The organism is Streptomyces sp. bgisy159, assembly GCF_057707805.1.
In genome coordinates, this window is sequence record NZ_JBYIQX010000032.1 from 45,093 (window position 1) to 59,226 (window position 14,134).

Here is a 14,134-nt window from a genome sequence, read left to right on the forward strand (position 1 = left end):
ACGGCACCCCTGGACACACCGCTGCCCCGGGCGACCGTGACCCGGGGCAGAAGGGACCTGAGAGGGAGGGTGGGGGTGGCTGGGGGAGGGGCGCCCGGGGGCGGGCGGGGCGGAGGGCGGGTCAGCGGGAGTGCGGATCCCGGCGCTGCGGCAACGTCACCACCGACGCGTCACCGGGACCGGCCGGCGGCAGTCCCGCGACCTGCGCCAGCAGGTCGCACCAGGACGCCAGATGACCGGCCGTGTCCGGCACCCCGCCCAGCCCCTCGCGCGGCGTCCAGGACGCACGGATCTCGATCTGCGAGGCGGCAGGCCGCGCGGCCAGCCCGCCGAAGTGGTGCGAACTGGCGCGGGTCACGGTGCCGCTCGGCTCGCCGTACGTCAGCCCCCGCGCCTGCAGCGCACCGGTCAGCCAGGACCAGCACACCTCCGGCAGCAGCGGGTCGGCCGCCATCTCCGGCTCCAGATCCGCCCGGACCAGCGTCACCAGCCGGAACGTTCCGCGCCAGGCGTCGTGCCCGGCCGGGTCGTGCAGCAGCACCAGCCGTCCGTCGGCCAGGTCCTGCTCACCGTCGACCACCGTCGCCTCCAGCGCGTACGCGAAGGGGGCGAGCCGCTTGGGCGCCGGGGTCGGCTCGACCTCGATCTGCGGCCGCAGCCGACTGCCTCGAAGGGCCTCGACCGCGGCGCCGAACGCCGGTGGCACCGTGCTGTCCGGATGCCGGTCCGTCTCCCCCACGTCCTTCGCGTCGTCCATTCCGCCCGTGCCGTCCGACAGTCGTCCCTGAGCCGCAGCCATGCGGGAAGGTTAAGGGGAACCGGCGCCTCGTGTCGGCGTAGACACCCCGGGTCCCGGTGCGTGTGATCCGCCGCCGGGTGCCGCGGTCCCCCGGGTCGGTGCCGTGCGAGACTTGCCCCGTGAGTGCCAACGGAAGCCCCTCGGGCCAGCAGCCGACCGCCACGTACGACTCCCCGTTCCTCAAGGCGTGCCGACGTGAACCCGTCCCGCACACCCCGGTGTGGTTCATGAGGCAGGCCGGGCGCTCGCTGCCGGAGTACCGCAAGGTCCGCGAGGGCATCGGCATGCTGGACTCCTGCATGCGGCCCGAGCTGGTCACCGAGATCACCCTGCAGCCCGTGCGACGGCACGGCGTGGACGCGGCGATCTACTTCAGCGACATCGTCGTCCCGCTCAAGGCCATCGGCATCGACCTCGACATCAAGCCGGGTGTCGGCCCGGTCGTCGGCCGCCCCGTCCGCACCCGCGCCGACCTCGCCCGGCTCCGCGACCTGACACCCGAGGACGTCTCGTACGTCACCGAGGCGATCGGCCTGCTCACCCGCGAACTCGGCACCACCCCCCTCATCGGCTTCGCCGGGGCGCCGTTCACCCTGGCGAGCTACCTCGTCGAGGGCGGCCCGTCCCGCACGTACGAGAACGCCAAGGCGATGATGTACGGCGACCCCGAGCTGTGGGCCGACCTCCTCGACCGCCTCGCCGACATCACGGCCGGCTTCCTGAAGGTGCAGATCGAGGCCGGCGCGAGCGCCGTCCAGCTGTTCGACTCCTGGGTCGGCGCCCTCGCGCCCGCCGACTACCGCCGCTCGGTGATGCCCGCCTCCGCCAAGGTCTTCCGGGCGGTCGCCGACTACGGCGTCCCGCGCATCCACTTCGGCGTCGGCACCGGCGAGCTGCTGAAGCTGATGGGCGAGGCCGGCGCGGACGTGGTCGGCGTCGACTGGCGCGTCCCGCTCGACGAGGCCGCCCGCCGCGTCGGCCCCGGCAAGGCGCTCCAGGGCAACCTGGACCCGACGCTGCTGTTCTCCACCCGCGAGGCCGTCGAGGCCAGGACCCGCGAGGTCCTCGACGCGGCCGCCGGCCTGGAGGGCCACATCTTCAACCTCGGCCACGGCGTCCTGCCGGCCACGGACCCGGACGCGCTGACCCGGCTGGTGGAGCACGTCCACGCGGAGACCGCCCGCTGACGCTCCCCGGGTGCCTCGGGGGGCGCGTCGCTGCGTCCGGCGGATGCCGTCGGACGCGGACGCGGTCACCAACTCGGGCGGGCCCGCCTGCCGAACAGCAACCCGCGTGGTTCCGGCGGTTGGGTCGTGCCCGGTTTGAGGGGCCAGGCGATCAGCATGCCCGCCAGGAAGCCGACCACGTGGGCCGCGTAGGCCACCGTGCCCGCGTCGGAGACGCCCTGGCCGGAGGAGTAGACCGCCTGGAGGACGAACCAGAAGCCCAGGACCAGCCAGGCCGGCAGGCGGAGCGGCAGGAAGACGAGGAAGGGGACGAGGACCCAGACCCTGACCCTCGGATACAGGACGAGATACGCGCCGAGCACGCCCGCGATCGCCCCGGACGCGCCGATCAGCGGGTCCGTCGAGTCGTCGTTGAGCAGGGCGAAACCGTACGACGCCGCGTAGCTGCAGGCCACGTAGAACAGCGCGAAGCGGACGTGGCCCATCCGGTCCTCGATGTTGTTGCCGAAGATCAGCAGGAAGAGCATGTTGCCCAGCACGTGCGGCCAGCCGCCGTGCAGGAACATCGAGGTGAGCACGGACAGCGGAGGCGACTTGTCGTAGTCCGGCGGGCCCAGCACACAACCCGGACCGTTCGCGCCGAGCCCGACCTCGCCCGTGGGGACCAGCCGCGGCATCTGATGGTGGATCAACTCACTCGGCACCACCGCGTACTGGTCCAGGAACGCGTGCAGGTGGCAGGACTGGGCCAGGCTGCTGTCCCCCGCCACGGAGCCGGCCAGACCGGGCATGAACAGGAACACCAGCACGTTCGCGGCGATCAGCGCGTAGGTCACCCAAGGGGTGGTGCGCGCCGGGTTCAGATCATGGACGGGGATGACCACACAGAACTACTGCCCCCGATCCGTTGGGCGAATCGGTGAACGGCGTCCCCCGTCCGCGCGTATCACTCGGCAACCGCCCGCGGTGCGGGGAAGGCACGCCGCGGGGCCGACGTGAGGAACAGGCGATGAACGACCGAGTGACCCCTGCGCTGCCCGTCCAGGCGCTGCCGGACGGCGAGGCGGAACTCTCCCTGGTGGTGCGGCTGCCGTGGGAGGACGTGGCCCGGCTGGGCCAGGAGGCGGGCCGGCTGGCGGCGCAGGCTCAGCGGCCGGTGACCCTGGACGAGGCGGTGAGCCACCGGCTGCGGTCCCGCCCCGCGGCGGCCGCGCACGCCAAGCCGGCGGCCGAGCAGCCCGCGGCCGTCTCCTCGCTGCCCAGGCTCAGCGGGACAGCCTAGCCGCGGCCTTCCGGGCCGCCACCAGGACCGGGTCCCACACCGGACTGAACGGAGGCGCGTACCCCAGGTCCAGGGTCGTCATCTGCTCCACCGTCATGCCCGCCGTCAGGGCGACCGCGGCGATGTCGACCCGCTTCGCCGCCCCCTCCCTGCCCACGATCTGCACGCCGAGCAGCCGCCCGGTCCGGCGCTCGGCGAGCATCTTCACCGTCATCGGGGAGGCCCCGGGGTAGTACCCGGCCCGGCTGGTCGACTCGACGGTGACCGTCTCGAACCGCAGGCCCGCCCTGCGGGCGTCCTTCTCGCGCAGGCCGGTCCGCGCGATCTCCAGGTCGCAGACCTTGCTGACGGCCGTGCCGACCACGCCGGGGAACGTGGCGTAACCCCCGCCGGCGTTGGTGCCGATGACCTGGCCGTGCTTGTTGGCGTGGGTGCCCAGCGCGATGTGCCGCTCCTGGCCGGACACCAGGTCGAGCACCTCCACGCAGTCGCCGCCCGCCCACACCTTCTCCTGGCCGCGCACCCGCATCGCCAGGTCGGTGAGCAACCCCCGGTGCGCGCCCAGCGGGAGGCCGGCGGCCTCGGCGAGCCCGGTCTCCGGGCGGACGCCGATGCCGAGGATCACGATGTCGGCCGGGAACCGCGCGTCCCGGGTGACCACCTCCCGCGCCCAGCCGTCGTCGTCCGTGACCACCCCGGTGACCTCGGCGTCGTTCACCATGGTGATGCCGAGCCCCTCCATCGCGGAGTGCACCAGCCGGCCCATGTCCGGGTCCAGGGTCGCCATCGGCTCGCTGCCCCGGTTGACGACGGTCACCTCGTACCCGCGGTTGATCATCGCCTCGGCCATCTCCACGCCGATGTAGCCCGCCCCGACGACGACCGCGCGGCGCCCACGCGCGCGTGCCAGCGTGTCCAGCAGCGTCTGTCCGTCGTCCAGGGTCTGCACCCCGTGCACGCCGCGGGCGTCGCCGCCCGGCATGTCCGGACGGATCGGACGGGCACCGGTCGCGATCACGAGCTTGTCGTACGACGTCCAGGACTCGGCCCCGGAGTCGACGTCACGCGCGCGTACCCGCTGCCCGGCCACGTCGATCTCCGTGACCTCGGTACGCAGCCGCAGGTCGATGCCCCGGGCGCGGTGCTCCTGCGGCGTCCGGGCGATCAGCCGGTCCCGGTCGCGGACGGCGCCGCCCACCCAGTACGGGATGCCGCACGCCGAGTACGACGTGAAGTGGCCCCGCTCGAAGGCAACGATCTCCAGGGCGTCCGGGCCCTTCATCCGCCGGGCCTGGGACGCCGCGGACATGCCCGCGGCGTCCCCGCCGATCACGACCAGCCGTTCCCGGCCGCCACCGCCCCCGCCGCCATTTCCGTTCATGGTCATGTGAACACGCTACGGGGACCCGGCACTTCAGTCCTCCCGGTCCTCCTCGCCGCGCTCCTCGTCCGGGTGGGCGGCGGCCGGTGCGCCGGATCCGACCGGCGCCACCGCGGGTGCCGGCACCGGCGGGTAGGCGGGGGCCGGCGCGGCGGCGCGGCGCCGCCGGGGCCGGACCACACGCAGCCACACCAGCACCAGCACCAGCGCCGCGACCGCGAACGGCAGCACCGCGGCGACGACCACCGCCACCCACCGCAGCACCGACACGAACGCGTCCCAGCCGCCGGCCAGGGCGTCCAGCAGGCCGGGGTCGTCGTCCTTGCCCCCGTCCTCGTCCTCGTCGGGCGCCGGCGGCGTGTCGAGGGTCAGCGTGATCGTCGCCAGGCTGGTGCGGTCCTTCAGGGACGCCTGGCGGGCGAGCAGCGACTCCAGGTCCGCCTGGCGCTTGCTCAGCTCCGCCTCCAGCGAGAGCACGTCGCTGAGCTCGGTGGCCCGGTCCATCAGCTCGCGCACGCGCGCGACGCTCGCGCGCTGCGAGCGGACCCGGCTGTCGACGTCGACGACCTGGTCGGTGACGTCCTGGGCCTTCGCCGTGCGCTCCACGAGCTTGCCCGTGCCCTGCAGCCCGGTGAGCACCGCCTGGTACTTCTCGACGGGCACCCGCAGCACCACGCGCGTGTGCTCGCTGCCGTCCTCCTCCCGCGTGGTGCTCTCCTCACCGACGTAGCCGCCCGCGTCCTCGGTGGTGGAGCGGGCCTGGTCCAGTGCCTTCGGCACGTCCTCGACCTGCACGGTCAGGGTGGCGGTGCGGATGATCCGGTTGACGGGGAGCGCGGCCGGGGAACCGGCCTTCGCGTCGGCCCCGTTCCCGGACGATCCGGCGCCCGCCGCGGTGTCCTCCCCGGCGGCGCCCGCCGCCGGGCCCGCGGCCTCACCACCGACCGCCGGCTGGGCCGCCTCGTCCCGGGCGGCCCCCTTGGCGGCGCCGGAGTCGCCGCTGTCGGCACCGGCACAACCGGTGAGCGCGACACCGGCGGCGAACAGCAGACCGGCCAGCACTCCTACCGGCCGGCGTACGGAATGACGTGTGGGCATACGGGCTTACCCCCCGACTTGGTGACCACTGACGCTCCTTTGACGCCGCAACCGGCCGGAACGTTGGACGGCGCCCGTTCCGAAGCGGTCACGGTCCGGACTCGGCGCAGCCACGGGGGTCCCGTTCGGCAGGGCCGGACGGCCCTGGCGTGACTGTCGGTGGCGTTTGAGAGGCTGGAGCCATGAGCGCAGCAGGTACGGGCACAGGCACGGACCCGGGTCGGACGGACACAGCCCGGACGGACACAGATCAGGTCGTCGTCATCGGAGCCGGCATCGCGGGGCTGGCCGCGGCACACCGGCTCCTGGCCCGCGGGGCACGGGTCACCGTCCTGGAGGCGTCCGGCAGAGTCGGCGGCAAGCTGTTCGCCGGCGAGATCGCGGGCGTGCGCGTCGACCTGGGCGCCGAGTCGATGCTGGCCCGCCGCCCGGAGGCGGTCGGCCTGGCGCGCGAGGTGGGCCTCGCCGACCGGCTGCAGCCCCCGGCCACCGCGACCGCGTCGATCTGGACCCGCGGCGCCCTGCGCCCCATGCCCAAGGGCCATGTCATGGGCGTCCCGGGCACCGCCGCCGCCCTGTCCGGCGTGCTGTCCGCCGAGGGCGTGTCCCGCATCGAGCGGGACGCCGACCTGCCGCCCACCGAGATCGGCGACGACGTGGCGGTGGGGGAGTACGTGGCGGCGCGGCTCGGCCGCGAGGTCGTCGACCGCCTGGTGGAACCCCTGCTCGGCGGGGTGTACGCCGGTGACGCCTACCGCATCTCGATGCGCTCGGCGGTCCCGCAGCTCTTCCACGCGGCGCGCAGGCACCCCTCCCTGACCGAGGCCGTCCGCGACATCCAGGCCCGGGCGTCCGCCGCGCCGCAGCAGCCCGGACCGGTGTTCGCGGGCATCGAGGGCGGCATCGGCTCGCTGCCGCTCGCCGTCGCCGACGCCGTCCGTGCGCGCGGCGGCGAGATCCGCACCGGCACCCCGGTGACCGCCCTGCGACGCGATCCGGACGGCGGCTGGCGGGTGACCGCGGGCGAACGCGTCCTGGCCGCGGACGCCGTCGTCCTCGCCGTGCCCGCGCCCGTGGCCGCCGAACTGCTGGCCGCCGAGTCCCCGGCGGCCGCCGCCGAGCTGCGCGCCGTGGAGTACGCCTCGATGGCCCTGATCAGCCTCGCCTACCGCCGCGCCGACGTCACCCTGCCCGACGGCAGCGGCTTCCTCGTGCCGCCGGTCGACGGACACACCATCAAGGCGTCCACGTTCGCCTCCCAGAAGTGGGGCTGGCTCGCCGACCAGGACCCGGACGTGGTCGTCCTGCGCACCTCCGTCGGGCGGTACGGCGAGACGGAGATCCTCGACCGCCCCGACGCCGGCCTCGTCGACGTCTCGCGCCACGACCTGCGCGAGGCCACCGGCCTGGACGCCGTCCCGCTGGAGACCCGCGTCACCCGCTGGACCGACGGCCTGCCCCAGTACCCGGTCGGTCACCACGCGCGCGTGGCCCGGATCCGCGAGCACATCGCGAAGCTGCCCGCCCTCGCGGTGTGCGGCGCGCCCTACGACGGCGTGGGCATCCCCGCGTGCGTCGCCAGCGCCTACGCGGCGGTGGACCAGTTGGAAGGAGACCTGAGCGGTGCGGACGAGCTCACCGCCGACCCGGTGCAGAGTCCGCACGCAGGAGCAGGAGAATGAGGGACATGAGTGACGACGCCCCCACCACCGAGCCCGGCCGTATCCCCAACAAGGGCAAGCTGGCCAAGGACCTGAACGAGGTCATCCGCTACACGCTCTGGTCCGTCTTCCGGCTGAAGGACACGCTGCCCGAGGACCGCGCTGGGTACGCCGACGAGGTTCAGGAGCTGTTCGACCAGCTGGCCGCGAAGGACGTCACGGTCCGCGGCACGTACGACGTGTCGGGCCTGCGCGCCGACGCCGATGTCATGATCTGGTGGCACGCCGAGACCAGCGACGAGCTCCAGGAGGCGTACAACCTCTTCCGCCGCACCAAGCTGGGCCGCGCCCTCACGCCGGTCTGGTCGAACATGGCGCTGCACCGTCCCGCCGAGTTCAACCGCTCGCACATCCCGGCGTTCCTCGCCGACGAGACGCCGCGCAACTACGTGAGCGTCTACCCGTTCGTCCGCTCCTACGACTGGTACCTGCTGCCGGACGAGGACCGCCGCCGCATGCTCGCCGACCACGGCAAGATGGCCCGCGGGTTCCCGGACGTCCGTGCCAACACGGTCGCCTCGTTCTCGTTGGGCGACTACGAGTGGCTGCTCGCGTTCGAGGCCGACGAGCTGTACCGCATCGTCGACCTCATGCGCCACCTGCGCGGCTCCGAGGCCCGGATGCACGTCCGCGAGGAGGTCCCGTTCTTCACGGGCCGCCGGAAGTCCGTGGCCGAGCTGGTGGCCGGCCTGGCCTAGGGAAGCGGCCGACACGGCCCCGGTGCCCCGGCCGGAAGGGCACGGGGGCCGCGTCGACCGGCCGGCCGCGCAGTGTCCGCCCCCGGAGCCGCCCCGGTGTCACTTCCCGCCCGACGGCTCCGGCTCCGGACGCCCCGCGCACGCCGCGTGCCGGCCGGGCAGCCGTCCTTCGAGCAGGTAGGTCTCGAAGTAGCCGTTGACGCATCCGTTCGGCCCTCCGGCAATCCCGTGCGTCCCCGCGTCCCGCTCGGTCACCAGCACCGAGCCCGCCAGCCTGCGGTGGAGTTCCAGCGCCCCCTCGTAGGGCGCCGCCGCGTCCCGCTCGGCCGCCAGGATCAGCGTCGGCGGCAGCTCCCCGGGCCCGGTGCGCACATCCAGCGGGCGCTGCCGGGGCGCCGACCAGAACGCGCAGGGCAGATTCGTCCACACGTTGTCCCACGTCTCGAACGGCGCCACCCGCGAGAGCCGTGTGGCGTCGCGGTCCCACACCCGCCAGTCGGTCGGCCAGGGCGCGTCGTTGCACTCCACGGCCGTGTAGACGGCGCTCGCGTTCTCCGCCTCGGCCGCCACCCGGGTGACCGGTCCGGCCTGCGCGATCAGCTGGCGCGGATCGCCCCTGAGGTAGTCCGACAGCGCCCGCGCGCGGTGCGGCCAGTAGTCGTCGTAGTACCCGGCCTGCAGGAACGCCCCCTGCAGCTGGCCGGGACCGACCTTGCCGCCGGCCGGCTCCTCGGCCAGCCGGGCCCGTGCCCGCTCGTAGCTGCGCAGCACCGCCGCCGAGGTCCGGCCCAGCCCGTAGGTGTCGTGGTGCCGGGCGATCCACTCCCGGAAGTCCGCCCAGCGGCCCTCGAACGCCGCTGACTGGGCGAGGTTGTTGCGGTACCAGACCCGGCCCGGGTCCGGGTCGACCGGCGCGTCGAACACCATGCGCCGTACGTGGGACGGGAAGAGCGTCGCGTAGACGGCGCCGAAGTACGTGCCGTACGAGGCACCCATGAAGGTCAGCCGGTCCTCGCCGAGTGCGGCCCGCAGGACGTCCAGGTCACGCGCGTTGTTGAGGGAGTGGTGATGGCGCAGCGCCGCGCCGTTGCGCTCGGCGCAGCCGCGCGCGTACGCCTTCGCCCGCGCGACGCGCTCCCGCTTGTAGGTCTCGGAGGGGTGGGCCGGTGCCATCGACGGGCCCTTGAAGAAGTGTCCGGGGTCCTGGCAGGACAGCGGCGCCGAGCGGCCCACCCCGCGCGGGTCGTAGCCGACGAGGTCGTAGGCGCCCGCGATGCGCTTCCACCCCGGCATCAGCCCGATCAGCGGGAAGTACCGGCCGGAACCGCCGGGACCGCCCGGGTTGAACACCAGTGCGCCCTGCCGGGGCACCTTGCGCTCGCTGTGGTGCGGGTCGCGCCGGGTGGCCTCGACCCGGCTGACGGCCAACTCGATCTGCTCGCCGTACGGGCGGGTGTAGTCGAGCGGCACCTCGACCGTGCCGCACACCATGCTGCCCGGCAGGTCCTCGGCGTCGGGGCACCGGCCGAAGGAGATGCCGGCGGCCGCGGCCCGGGCGGCGGCGACGGCGGTGCCGTACCGCTCGGCGACGGCCCGGCGCGGCCCGGCGGCGTCGGGGGCGCCATCCGCCGGGACTGCGGTGAGACCGGCCAGGAGCAGGGCTCCGGCGGCCGAGTAGAGGGCGGCGGCTCTCATCGCGTGTCCCTTCGGTGCGCGGCGGCGACAGGAGGGATGTTTCGATCGCCCGGCACGGAAGGCAAGGACCGCCCCCGGGTGTCGTCCCCAATGCCCCCGCACGCCCCCCGGCGTGCCCCACCGGCCCGGCCGGGCCCGGCCGGTGCTCAGGGGGAGGCGGTCGTGGGCTCCGGCGGCCCTGGCTCTGCGCTGCCGTTCCCTGGGCCGTCAGTGGGGAGACCGCGCCGTGAGATCGCGACGGCGGGCCGGCGGTCACACGGCCCCCGGGCCTCCGGCGCGGAGACGGAACCCGTCCGCCTCACCGGCGGATCAGCGCCCGCCCCACCCTGGCCAGCCGTGAGCGGCGGCGCGGGGCCGGTCCGGAGCGGTCCAGCCACCACCGTCTGAGGGCCCGCTCGGTACGGCCGTCGCCCGGACCGGTGCCGAGCAGCAGATGCTCCGCGAAGTCCAGCGCGTCCCGGCGGTACCCTCCCCGCATCGGCCGGGCATGGGTGTAGGCGAGGAACGCCGGACGGTAGGCGGAGCCCAGGATCTCGGGCAGTTCGGGCGCCACCTTGGCCACCACGGAGGCCCGCTTCGCCGCCAGCGCCCGCGCCTGAACGGCGAGCCGCGCCCGGTCGAACCCCTCCGGCGCGGGAGTCCCCGCGACCAGGGCCGACAGCAGCGCCGCCTGCGCGAGCCCGAGCCGCAGCCGGGCGGGCTCGGTGGGCGGCGGCTCCGGCGACGCCGCGCCGCCGTCCTCCGGTGCGCCCGGCAGGGCGCCGCCGTCCGGCGCCGCGGACGCCGTCCCCCGCAGCCCGGCCCCCGCCCGCACTGCCTCCCCGATGTCCGCCAACTCCCTTTCCAGCTCGCCAGGTCCGGGGAAGTCCTCGTCGCGTTCCAGGAGCACGCCGGGCGGGCGGACCCGGGACGCCAGGTCGGTGAGGATGTCGAGGACCGGACGCGGCACCGGGTGCGCGTGGCTGTCGTGCCAGACGCCGTCGCGCTCGAACCCGCCCGCGACATGGACGTACGCCAGCGCCTCCAGCGGCAGTTCGGCGAGCGCCTTGGCCGGGTCCTCGCCCCGGTTGACGTGGTTCGTGTGGAGGTTGGCCACGTCGATCAGCAGCCGTACGCCGGTGCGGTCGGCCAGCTCGTACAGGAACTGCTCCTCCGTCATCTCGTCGCCCGGCCACGAGATGAGCGCCGCGATGTTCTCGACGGCCAGGGGCACGGGCAGCGACTCCTGGGCGATGCGCACGTTCTCGCACAGCACGGCGAGGGCGTCGCGGGTGCGCGGCACCGGCAGCAGATGGCCGGCCTCCAGGCGGGGCGACGCGGTCAGCGCCCCGCCCGCCCGTACGAACGCGATGTGCTCGGTGACCAGGGGCGCCCCCAGCGCCTCGGCCCGTTCCGCGAGCGCCGCCAGCCGTCCCCCGTCGGGGCGGTCGGCGTCGCCGAGCCCCAGGGAGACCCCGTGCGGGACCACCGTCACGCCCCGCTCGCGCAGCCGCGTCAGGGAGTCCGGCAGATGCCCCGGGCAGACGTTCTCGGCGACCACCTCGACCCAGTCGATCCCCGGCATCTCTTCCACCGCGTCCGCGATCTCCGGCCGCCAGCCGATCCCCGTCCCCAGCCGTGCCACCTGTCCCGCCATGCTCCCTGTCCCCCTCCTGCGGCCCCCGTCGAGCAGTGCCCGGGGTATGTCCGCGCAGGCCGCCCGTGAACCGTGCGCCGGGCACTTTCAGAGCAACATTTGAGCTTCGCGCGGCGGCGCCTGGTGGGGCGTGGACACGTCGGCACAAGACCTCGCGTCCGAACCCTTGCAGGTTTCGGCCAAGGTGGCGCATTGTGGTCGCCCACCGCCTCACCGGCGCTCTCCCGGTCCGGCCCTCCCCCGGGCGGTGGCCTTCCCCATCCGTCTTCCCCCGGGCGGATGCGGTGGAGGGCCCCTGTTGCCGAGCCGCTCGGCAACAGGGGCCTCGGCTCGAAACACCTCACGCAGTCGAGCCGCCAAGCCGATGCCGAGGGCGGCGACCACGCCGGTTCCGCTCGTACGAGGCACCGGACCGGGTCCGGAGATCCGGTCGTACTCGGATGGCGAGCACGCAGACGTTCCCGTCCGCCGGCCCGCTACCGCAGCCCCGGATGCTCCGCCACCACCGTGCACGACCCGGGGGCGATCTCGGTGAACCCTGCGTCCCGCACCAGCGGGAGGCCGCTGGAGGTCAGTTCGGGCCAGCGTTCGGGCGGGGCCGTGCGTACGGCGAGGGGGAAACCCGCCTCGTGCCAGGCCGCCCGCTGCTCCTCGCGCAGCTCCCACCAGGCGAGCTGGGCGCCATGTCCGGCCTGTGCCATCGCCTTGCCTGCGGACATCGTCACCTTCGGGCTCATCCACAGCACCGGCACCCCGGGCCCGGCCGGCTCCGGCGGCTCGGGGTCGTCCAACTCGGTGCCGGACACCTGGAGTTTCGCCAGTTCCTTGGGCCATCCGTCGAGCGGAACCGGCGGGAACACCCGCACCTCGGCCGACCTCCCGGTCGCGGTGATCCCGGGCAGCGCCTCGGCCCGCCGCCACTCGGCGCCCCGGGCACGCCGGACCACCTTGCGGATCCGAGCGTCCTGCCAGTCCCGCACGGCCCGCGCCCACTCGCCGTCACCCCGCGCCCGCTCGTCGCTCAGCAGCATGAGCACGGCGCGCGCGGCGGTCTCCAGGGCGTCGGTACGGGCGGGCGGCGCGGCCTTCTCCAGCCGTACCACGAGCGGCAGCACGAACTGCCGCGCCTGGTCACGGGCGCCGGTCTCGGGCCGGAAGGGACTGTCATCGACTGACTCGCTCACGCCGACCAACCCTAATCCCCGGGTGAGGCAGGCCCGGGCCGTCGAGAGGAACCCGGTCGACGGCGCCCGCGACCGGCACCGGCCCATCGCTGAATCAGCCTGAGCAGGCCGTCCGCTGGGCCTCCTGCCATTCGCACACCGGGCACAGCGTGATGCCCTTGTACGCCTCCGGGTACTCCGTCGGCTCCCGGCACAGCACGCACTCCGCGTACGGCGGCCCGTCGGCCTTCGGGGGCCGGGACGCGTCGATGAGGCAGTAGTCGTCATCGCTCATACCCCCAGCGTACGAGCGCCCCCGGGCGGGCGCGGAGGCGTCACCGGCGCCCCGCCGGCAGATCCGACGAACCGCACCGTCGTGGCGCGGGCACGATGATGCGGACCCTTCGCCCGGTGGTGGAGCGGGCCGCCGGTGCGGGTCCGGAACCGGACCGGCGGCCGCGCCCGCGCCCCTCGGCCGGACGAGCGGCGCGGGTGGGGCGGAAGGCGTCACCCCCGCTCCCCGGTCGCCCCGATCAGCTCGGACACCTTCACGAAGCGGTAGCCCCGCCGCCGCAGCTCGGGCACGATCGTCCGCACGGCCCGCTCGGTGGCCGGGGCCGCGCTGCGGGTGCAGTGCATCACCACGACCGAGCCCGGCCGCACCCCGTCCAGCACCTGCCGGGCCACGGCGTCCGCGTCCGTGGCGAACGCGTCCCCGCTGACCACGTCCCACTGGATGGCCGTGACCCCGGCCCCGCCGACCGCGCGCAGCGCCCGCCGGTCGTAGCAGCCGCCGGGGAAGCGGAAGTACGGCATCGGGTCCGGCACCCCGGCCGCGCGGAACGCGGCGTACGCCCGCTCCACGTCCGCGCGCATCCGGTCCTCGGAGACGGTGGGCAGGCCGTAGCAGTCGGCGGTGAACGCGTAGTGACTGTAGGAGTGGTTGGCGATCTCGAAGAGGGGGTCGCGGCCGATGGCGCGGGCCTGGCCGGGGTACTGCTCGGCCCACCTGCCGGTCATGAACACGGTCGCCGGTACCTTCAGCGCGCGCAGCGCCGCGATGAGCTCCGGGTTGTCGAAGTGTTCCCCGGCGGCGGCGCGGGGTCCCTGGTCGGCGGTCATGTCCGCGTCGAAGGTGAGGGCGACGGCACGGTCCCGGGTGCGCGGCGCGTGCCGGAAGACGGGGGTCAGCCCGGCGGGCCCCGGCGCCAGCGTCGGCGGCCGGGCGTGCGCGGGTGCGGGCGGTGCCACCGACGGCGACGCGGCCGACGGTGACGCAGCAGGCGCCGGCCGGCCGGCGCGGGCCGGCTGTCCGGTGGCACCGCAGGCCGTGAGGGCGGTACCGAGGAGGGCCACGGCGATGGCACGACGTACACGAATGATCACCGTGTGACCATATGATCCGGTCGGTGTGCCGGATGCCGTACGGCGGGCGGCCCTCCGGTGAGGTCACCCGACCGGGCCTGCCGGGGGG

General features: G+C 74.7%; 13 protein-coding genes. 4 read left to right on the plus strand and 9 right to left on the minus strand.

Annotation, left to right across the window (positions count from 1 at the left end):
• Nucleotides 1-121 precede the first annotated feature (121 nt).
• Nucleotides 122-799, minus strand: a complete 678-nt coding sequence (locus AC3ET3_RS26090; RefSeq protein WP_432158405.1) for a DUF3000 domain-containing protein — start codon at nt 797-799, stop codon at nt 122-124.
• Nucleotides 800-918: 119 nt separating this feature from the next.
• Here AC3ET3_RS26090 and hemE point away from each other — a divergent pair, with 119 nt between their 5' ends.
• Nucleotides 919-1,986 (plus strand): uroporphyrinogen decarboxylase, encoded by a 1,068-nt coding sequence (hemE, locus tag AC3ET3_RS26095; protein ID WP_435612990.1) that lies wholly within the window; start codon nt 919-921, stop codon nt 1,984-1,986.
• A 65-nt stretch (nt 1,987-2,051) separates the two neighbouring features.
• Here hemE and AC3ET3_RS26100 read toward each other — a convergent pair whose 3' ends face one another.
• Entirely contained in the window at nt 2,052-2,870 is an 819-nt protein-coding gene (locus AC3ET3_RS26100; RefSeq protein WP_435612991.1) for a rhomboid family intramembrane serine protease, read from the minus strand.
• A gap of 125 nt (nt 2,871-2,995) precedes the next feature.
• Between AC3ET3_RS26100 and AC3ET3_RS26105 the strand changes: the two genes are divergently transcribed.
• Entirely contained in the window at nt 2,996-3,268 is a 273-nt protein-coding gene (locus AC3ET3_RS26105) for a hypothetical protein (RefSeq protein ID WP_432135896.1), read from the plus strand.
• Here AC3ET3_RS26105 and AC3ET3_RS26110 read toward each other — a convergent pair.
• Together AC3ET3_RS26110 and AC3ET3_RS26115 are read right to left on the minus strand one after the other, a co-directional pair.
• Entirely contained in the window at nt 3,252-4,649 is a 1,398-nt protein-coding gene (locus AC3ET3_RS26110) for an FAD-dependent oxidoreductase (RefSeq protein ID WP_432135926.1), read from the minus strand. The genes AC3ET3_RS26105 and AC3ET3_RS26110 overlap by 17 nt on opposite strands.
• A 33-nt stretch (nt 4,650-4,682) precedes the next feature.
• Complete coding sequence (locus AC3ET3_RS26115; protein ID WP_432135895.1) at nt 4,683-5,747, minus strand: DUF4349 domain-containing protein; 1,065 nt, start codon at nt 5,745-5,747, stop codon at nt 4,683-4,685.
• Nucleotides 5,748-5,929: 182 nt separating this feature from the next.
• Between AC3ET3_RS26115 and hemG the strand changes: the two genes are divergently transcribed.
• Nucleotides 5,930-7,429, plus strand: coding sequence for a protoporphyrinogen oxidase (gene hemG / locus AC3ET3_RS26120; RefSeq protein WP_432135894.1), 1,500 nt, complete (start codon nt 5,930-5,932; stop codon nt 7,427-7,429).
• Nucleotides 7,430-7,434: 5 nt separating this feature from the next.
• Nucleotides 7,435-8,166, plus strand: a complete 732-nt coding sequence (gene hemQ / locus AC3ET3_RS26125; protein ID WP_432158408.1) for a hydrogen peroxide-dependent heme synthase — start codon at nt 7,435-7,437, stop codon at nt 8,164-8,166.
• Nucleotides 8,167-8,265: 99 nt separating this feature from the next.
• Here the strand turns inward: hemQ and AC3ET3_RS26130 are convergent, their stop codons facing one another.
• The 5 genes from AC3ET3_RS26130 to AC3ET3_RS26150 all read right to left on the minus strand — a co-directional run bounded on the left by AC3ET3_RS26130 (nt 8,266) and on the right by AC3ET3_RS26150 (nt 14,046).
• Complete coding sequence (locus AC3ET3_RS26130) at nt 8,266-9,861, minus strand: alpha/beta hydrolase (RefSeq protein ID WP_435612992.1); 1,596 nt, start codon at nt 9,859-9,861, stop codon at nt 8,266-8,268.
• A gap of 298 nt (nt 9,862-10,159) precedes the next feature.
• Nucleotides 10,160-11,497: an MbnB/TglH/ChrH family RiPP precursor modification enzyme gene (locus AC3ET3_RS26135; RefSeq protein WP_435612993.1), complete on the minus strand. Its 1,338-nt coding sequence runs from the start codon at nt 11,495-11,497 to the stop codon at nt 10,160-10,162.
• 476 nt (nt 11,498-11,973) lie between these two features.
• Nucleotides 11,974-12,681 (minus strand): aminoacyl-tRNA hydrolase, encoded by a 708-nt coding sequence (locus AC3ET3_RS26140; protein WP_435612994.1) that lies wholly within the window; start codon nt 12,679-12,681, stop codon nt 11,974-11,976.
• Nucleotides 12,682-12,775: 94 nt separating this feature from the next.
• The gene (locus AC3ET3_RS26145) at nt 12,776-12,955 is read right to left on the minus strand and encodes a hypothetical protein (protein ID WP_432135831.1); all 180 of its coding nucleotides are present in this window, start codon (nt 12,953-12,955) and stop codon (nt 12,776-12,778) included.
• Between the two features lie 212 nt (nt 12,956-13,167).
• On the minus strand, nt 13,168-14,046 hold the full coding sequence (locus AC3ET3_RS26150) for a polysaccharide deacetylase family protein (protein ID WP_432135830.1): 879 nt from the start codon (nt 14,044-14,046) through the stop codon (nt 13,168-13,170).
• Nucleotides 14,047-14,134: the final 88 nt, after the last annotated feature.

Coding starts and splice junctions, on each gene's coding strand:
- hemG (WP_432135894.1), top strand. CDS start 5,930: ATGAGCGCAGCAGGTACGGGCACAGGCACGGACCCGGGTCGGACGGAC.
- AC3ET3_RS26110 (WP_432135926.1), bottom strand. CDS start 4,649: ATGAACGGAAATGGCGGCGGGGGCGGTGGCGGCCGGGAACGGCTGGTC.
- AC3ET3_RS26105 (WP_432135896.1), top strand. CDS start 2,996: ATGAACGACCGAGTGACCCCTGCGCTGCCCGTCCAGGCGCTGCCGGAC.
- AC3ET3_RS26145 (WP_432135831.1), bottom strand. CDS start 12,955: ATGAGCGATGACGACTACTGCCTCATCGACGCGTCCCGGCCCCCGAAG.
- AC3ET3_RS26135 (WP_435612993.1), bottom strand. CDS start 11,497: ATGGCGGGACAGGTGGCACGGCTGGGGACGGGGATCGGCTGGCGGCCG.
- AC3ET3_RS26090 (WP_432158405.1), bottom strand. CDS start 799: ATGGCTGCGGCTCAGGGACGACTGTCGGACGGCACGGGCGGAATGGAC.
- hemQ (WP_432158408.1), top strand. CDS start 7,435: ATGAGTGACGACGCCCCCACCACCGAGCCCGGCCGTATCCCCAACAAG.
- AC3ET3_RS26115 (WP_432135895.1), bottom strand. CDS start 5,747: ATGCCCACACGTCATTCCGTACGCCGGCCGGTAGGAGTGCTGGCCGGT.
- AC3ET3_RS26130 (WP_435612992.1), bottom strand. CDS start 9,861: ATGAGAGCCGCCGCCCTCTACTCGGCCGCCGGAGCCCTGCTCCTGGCC.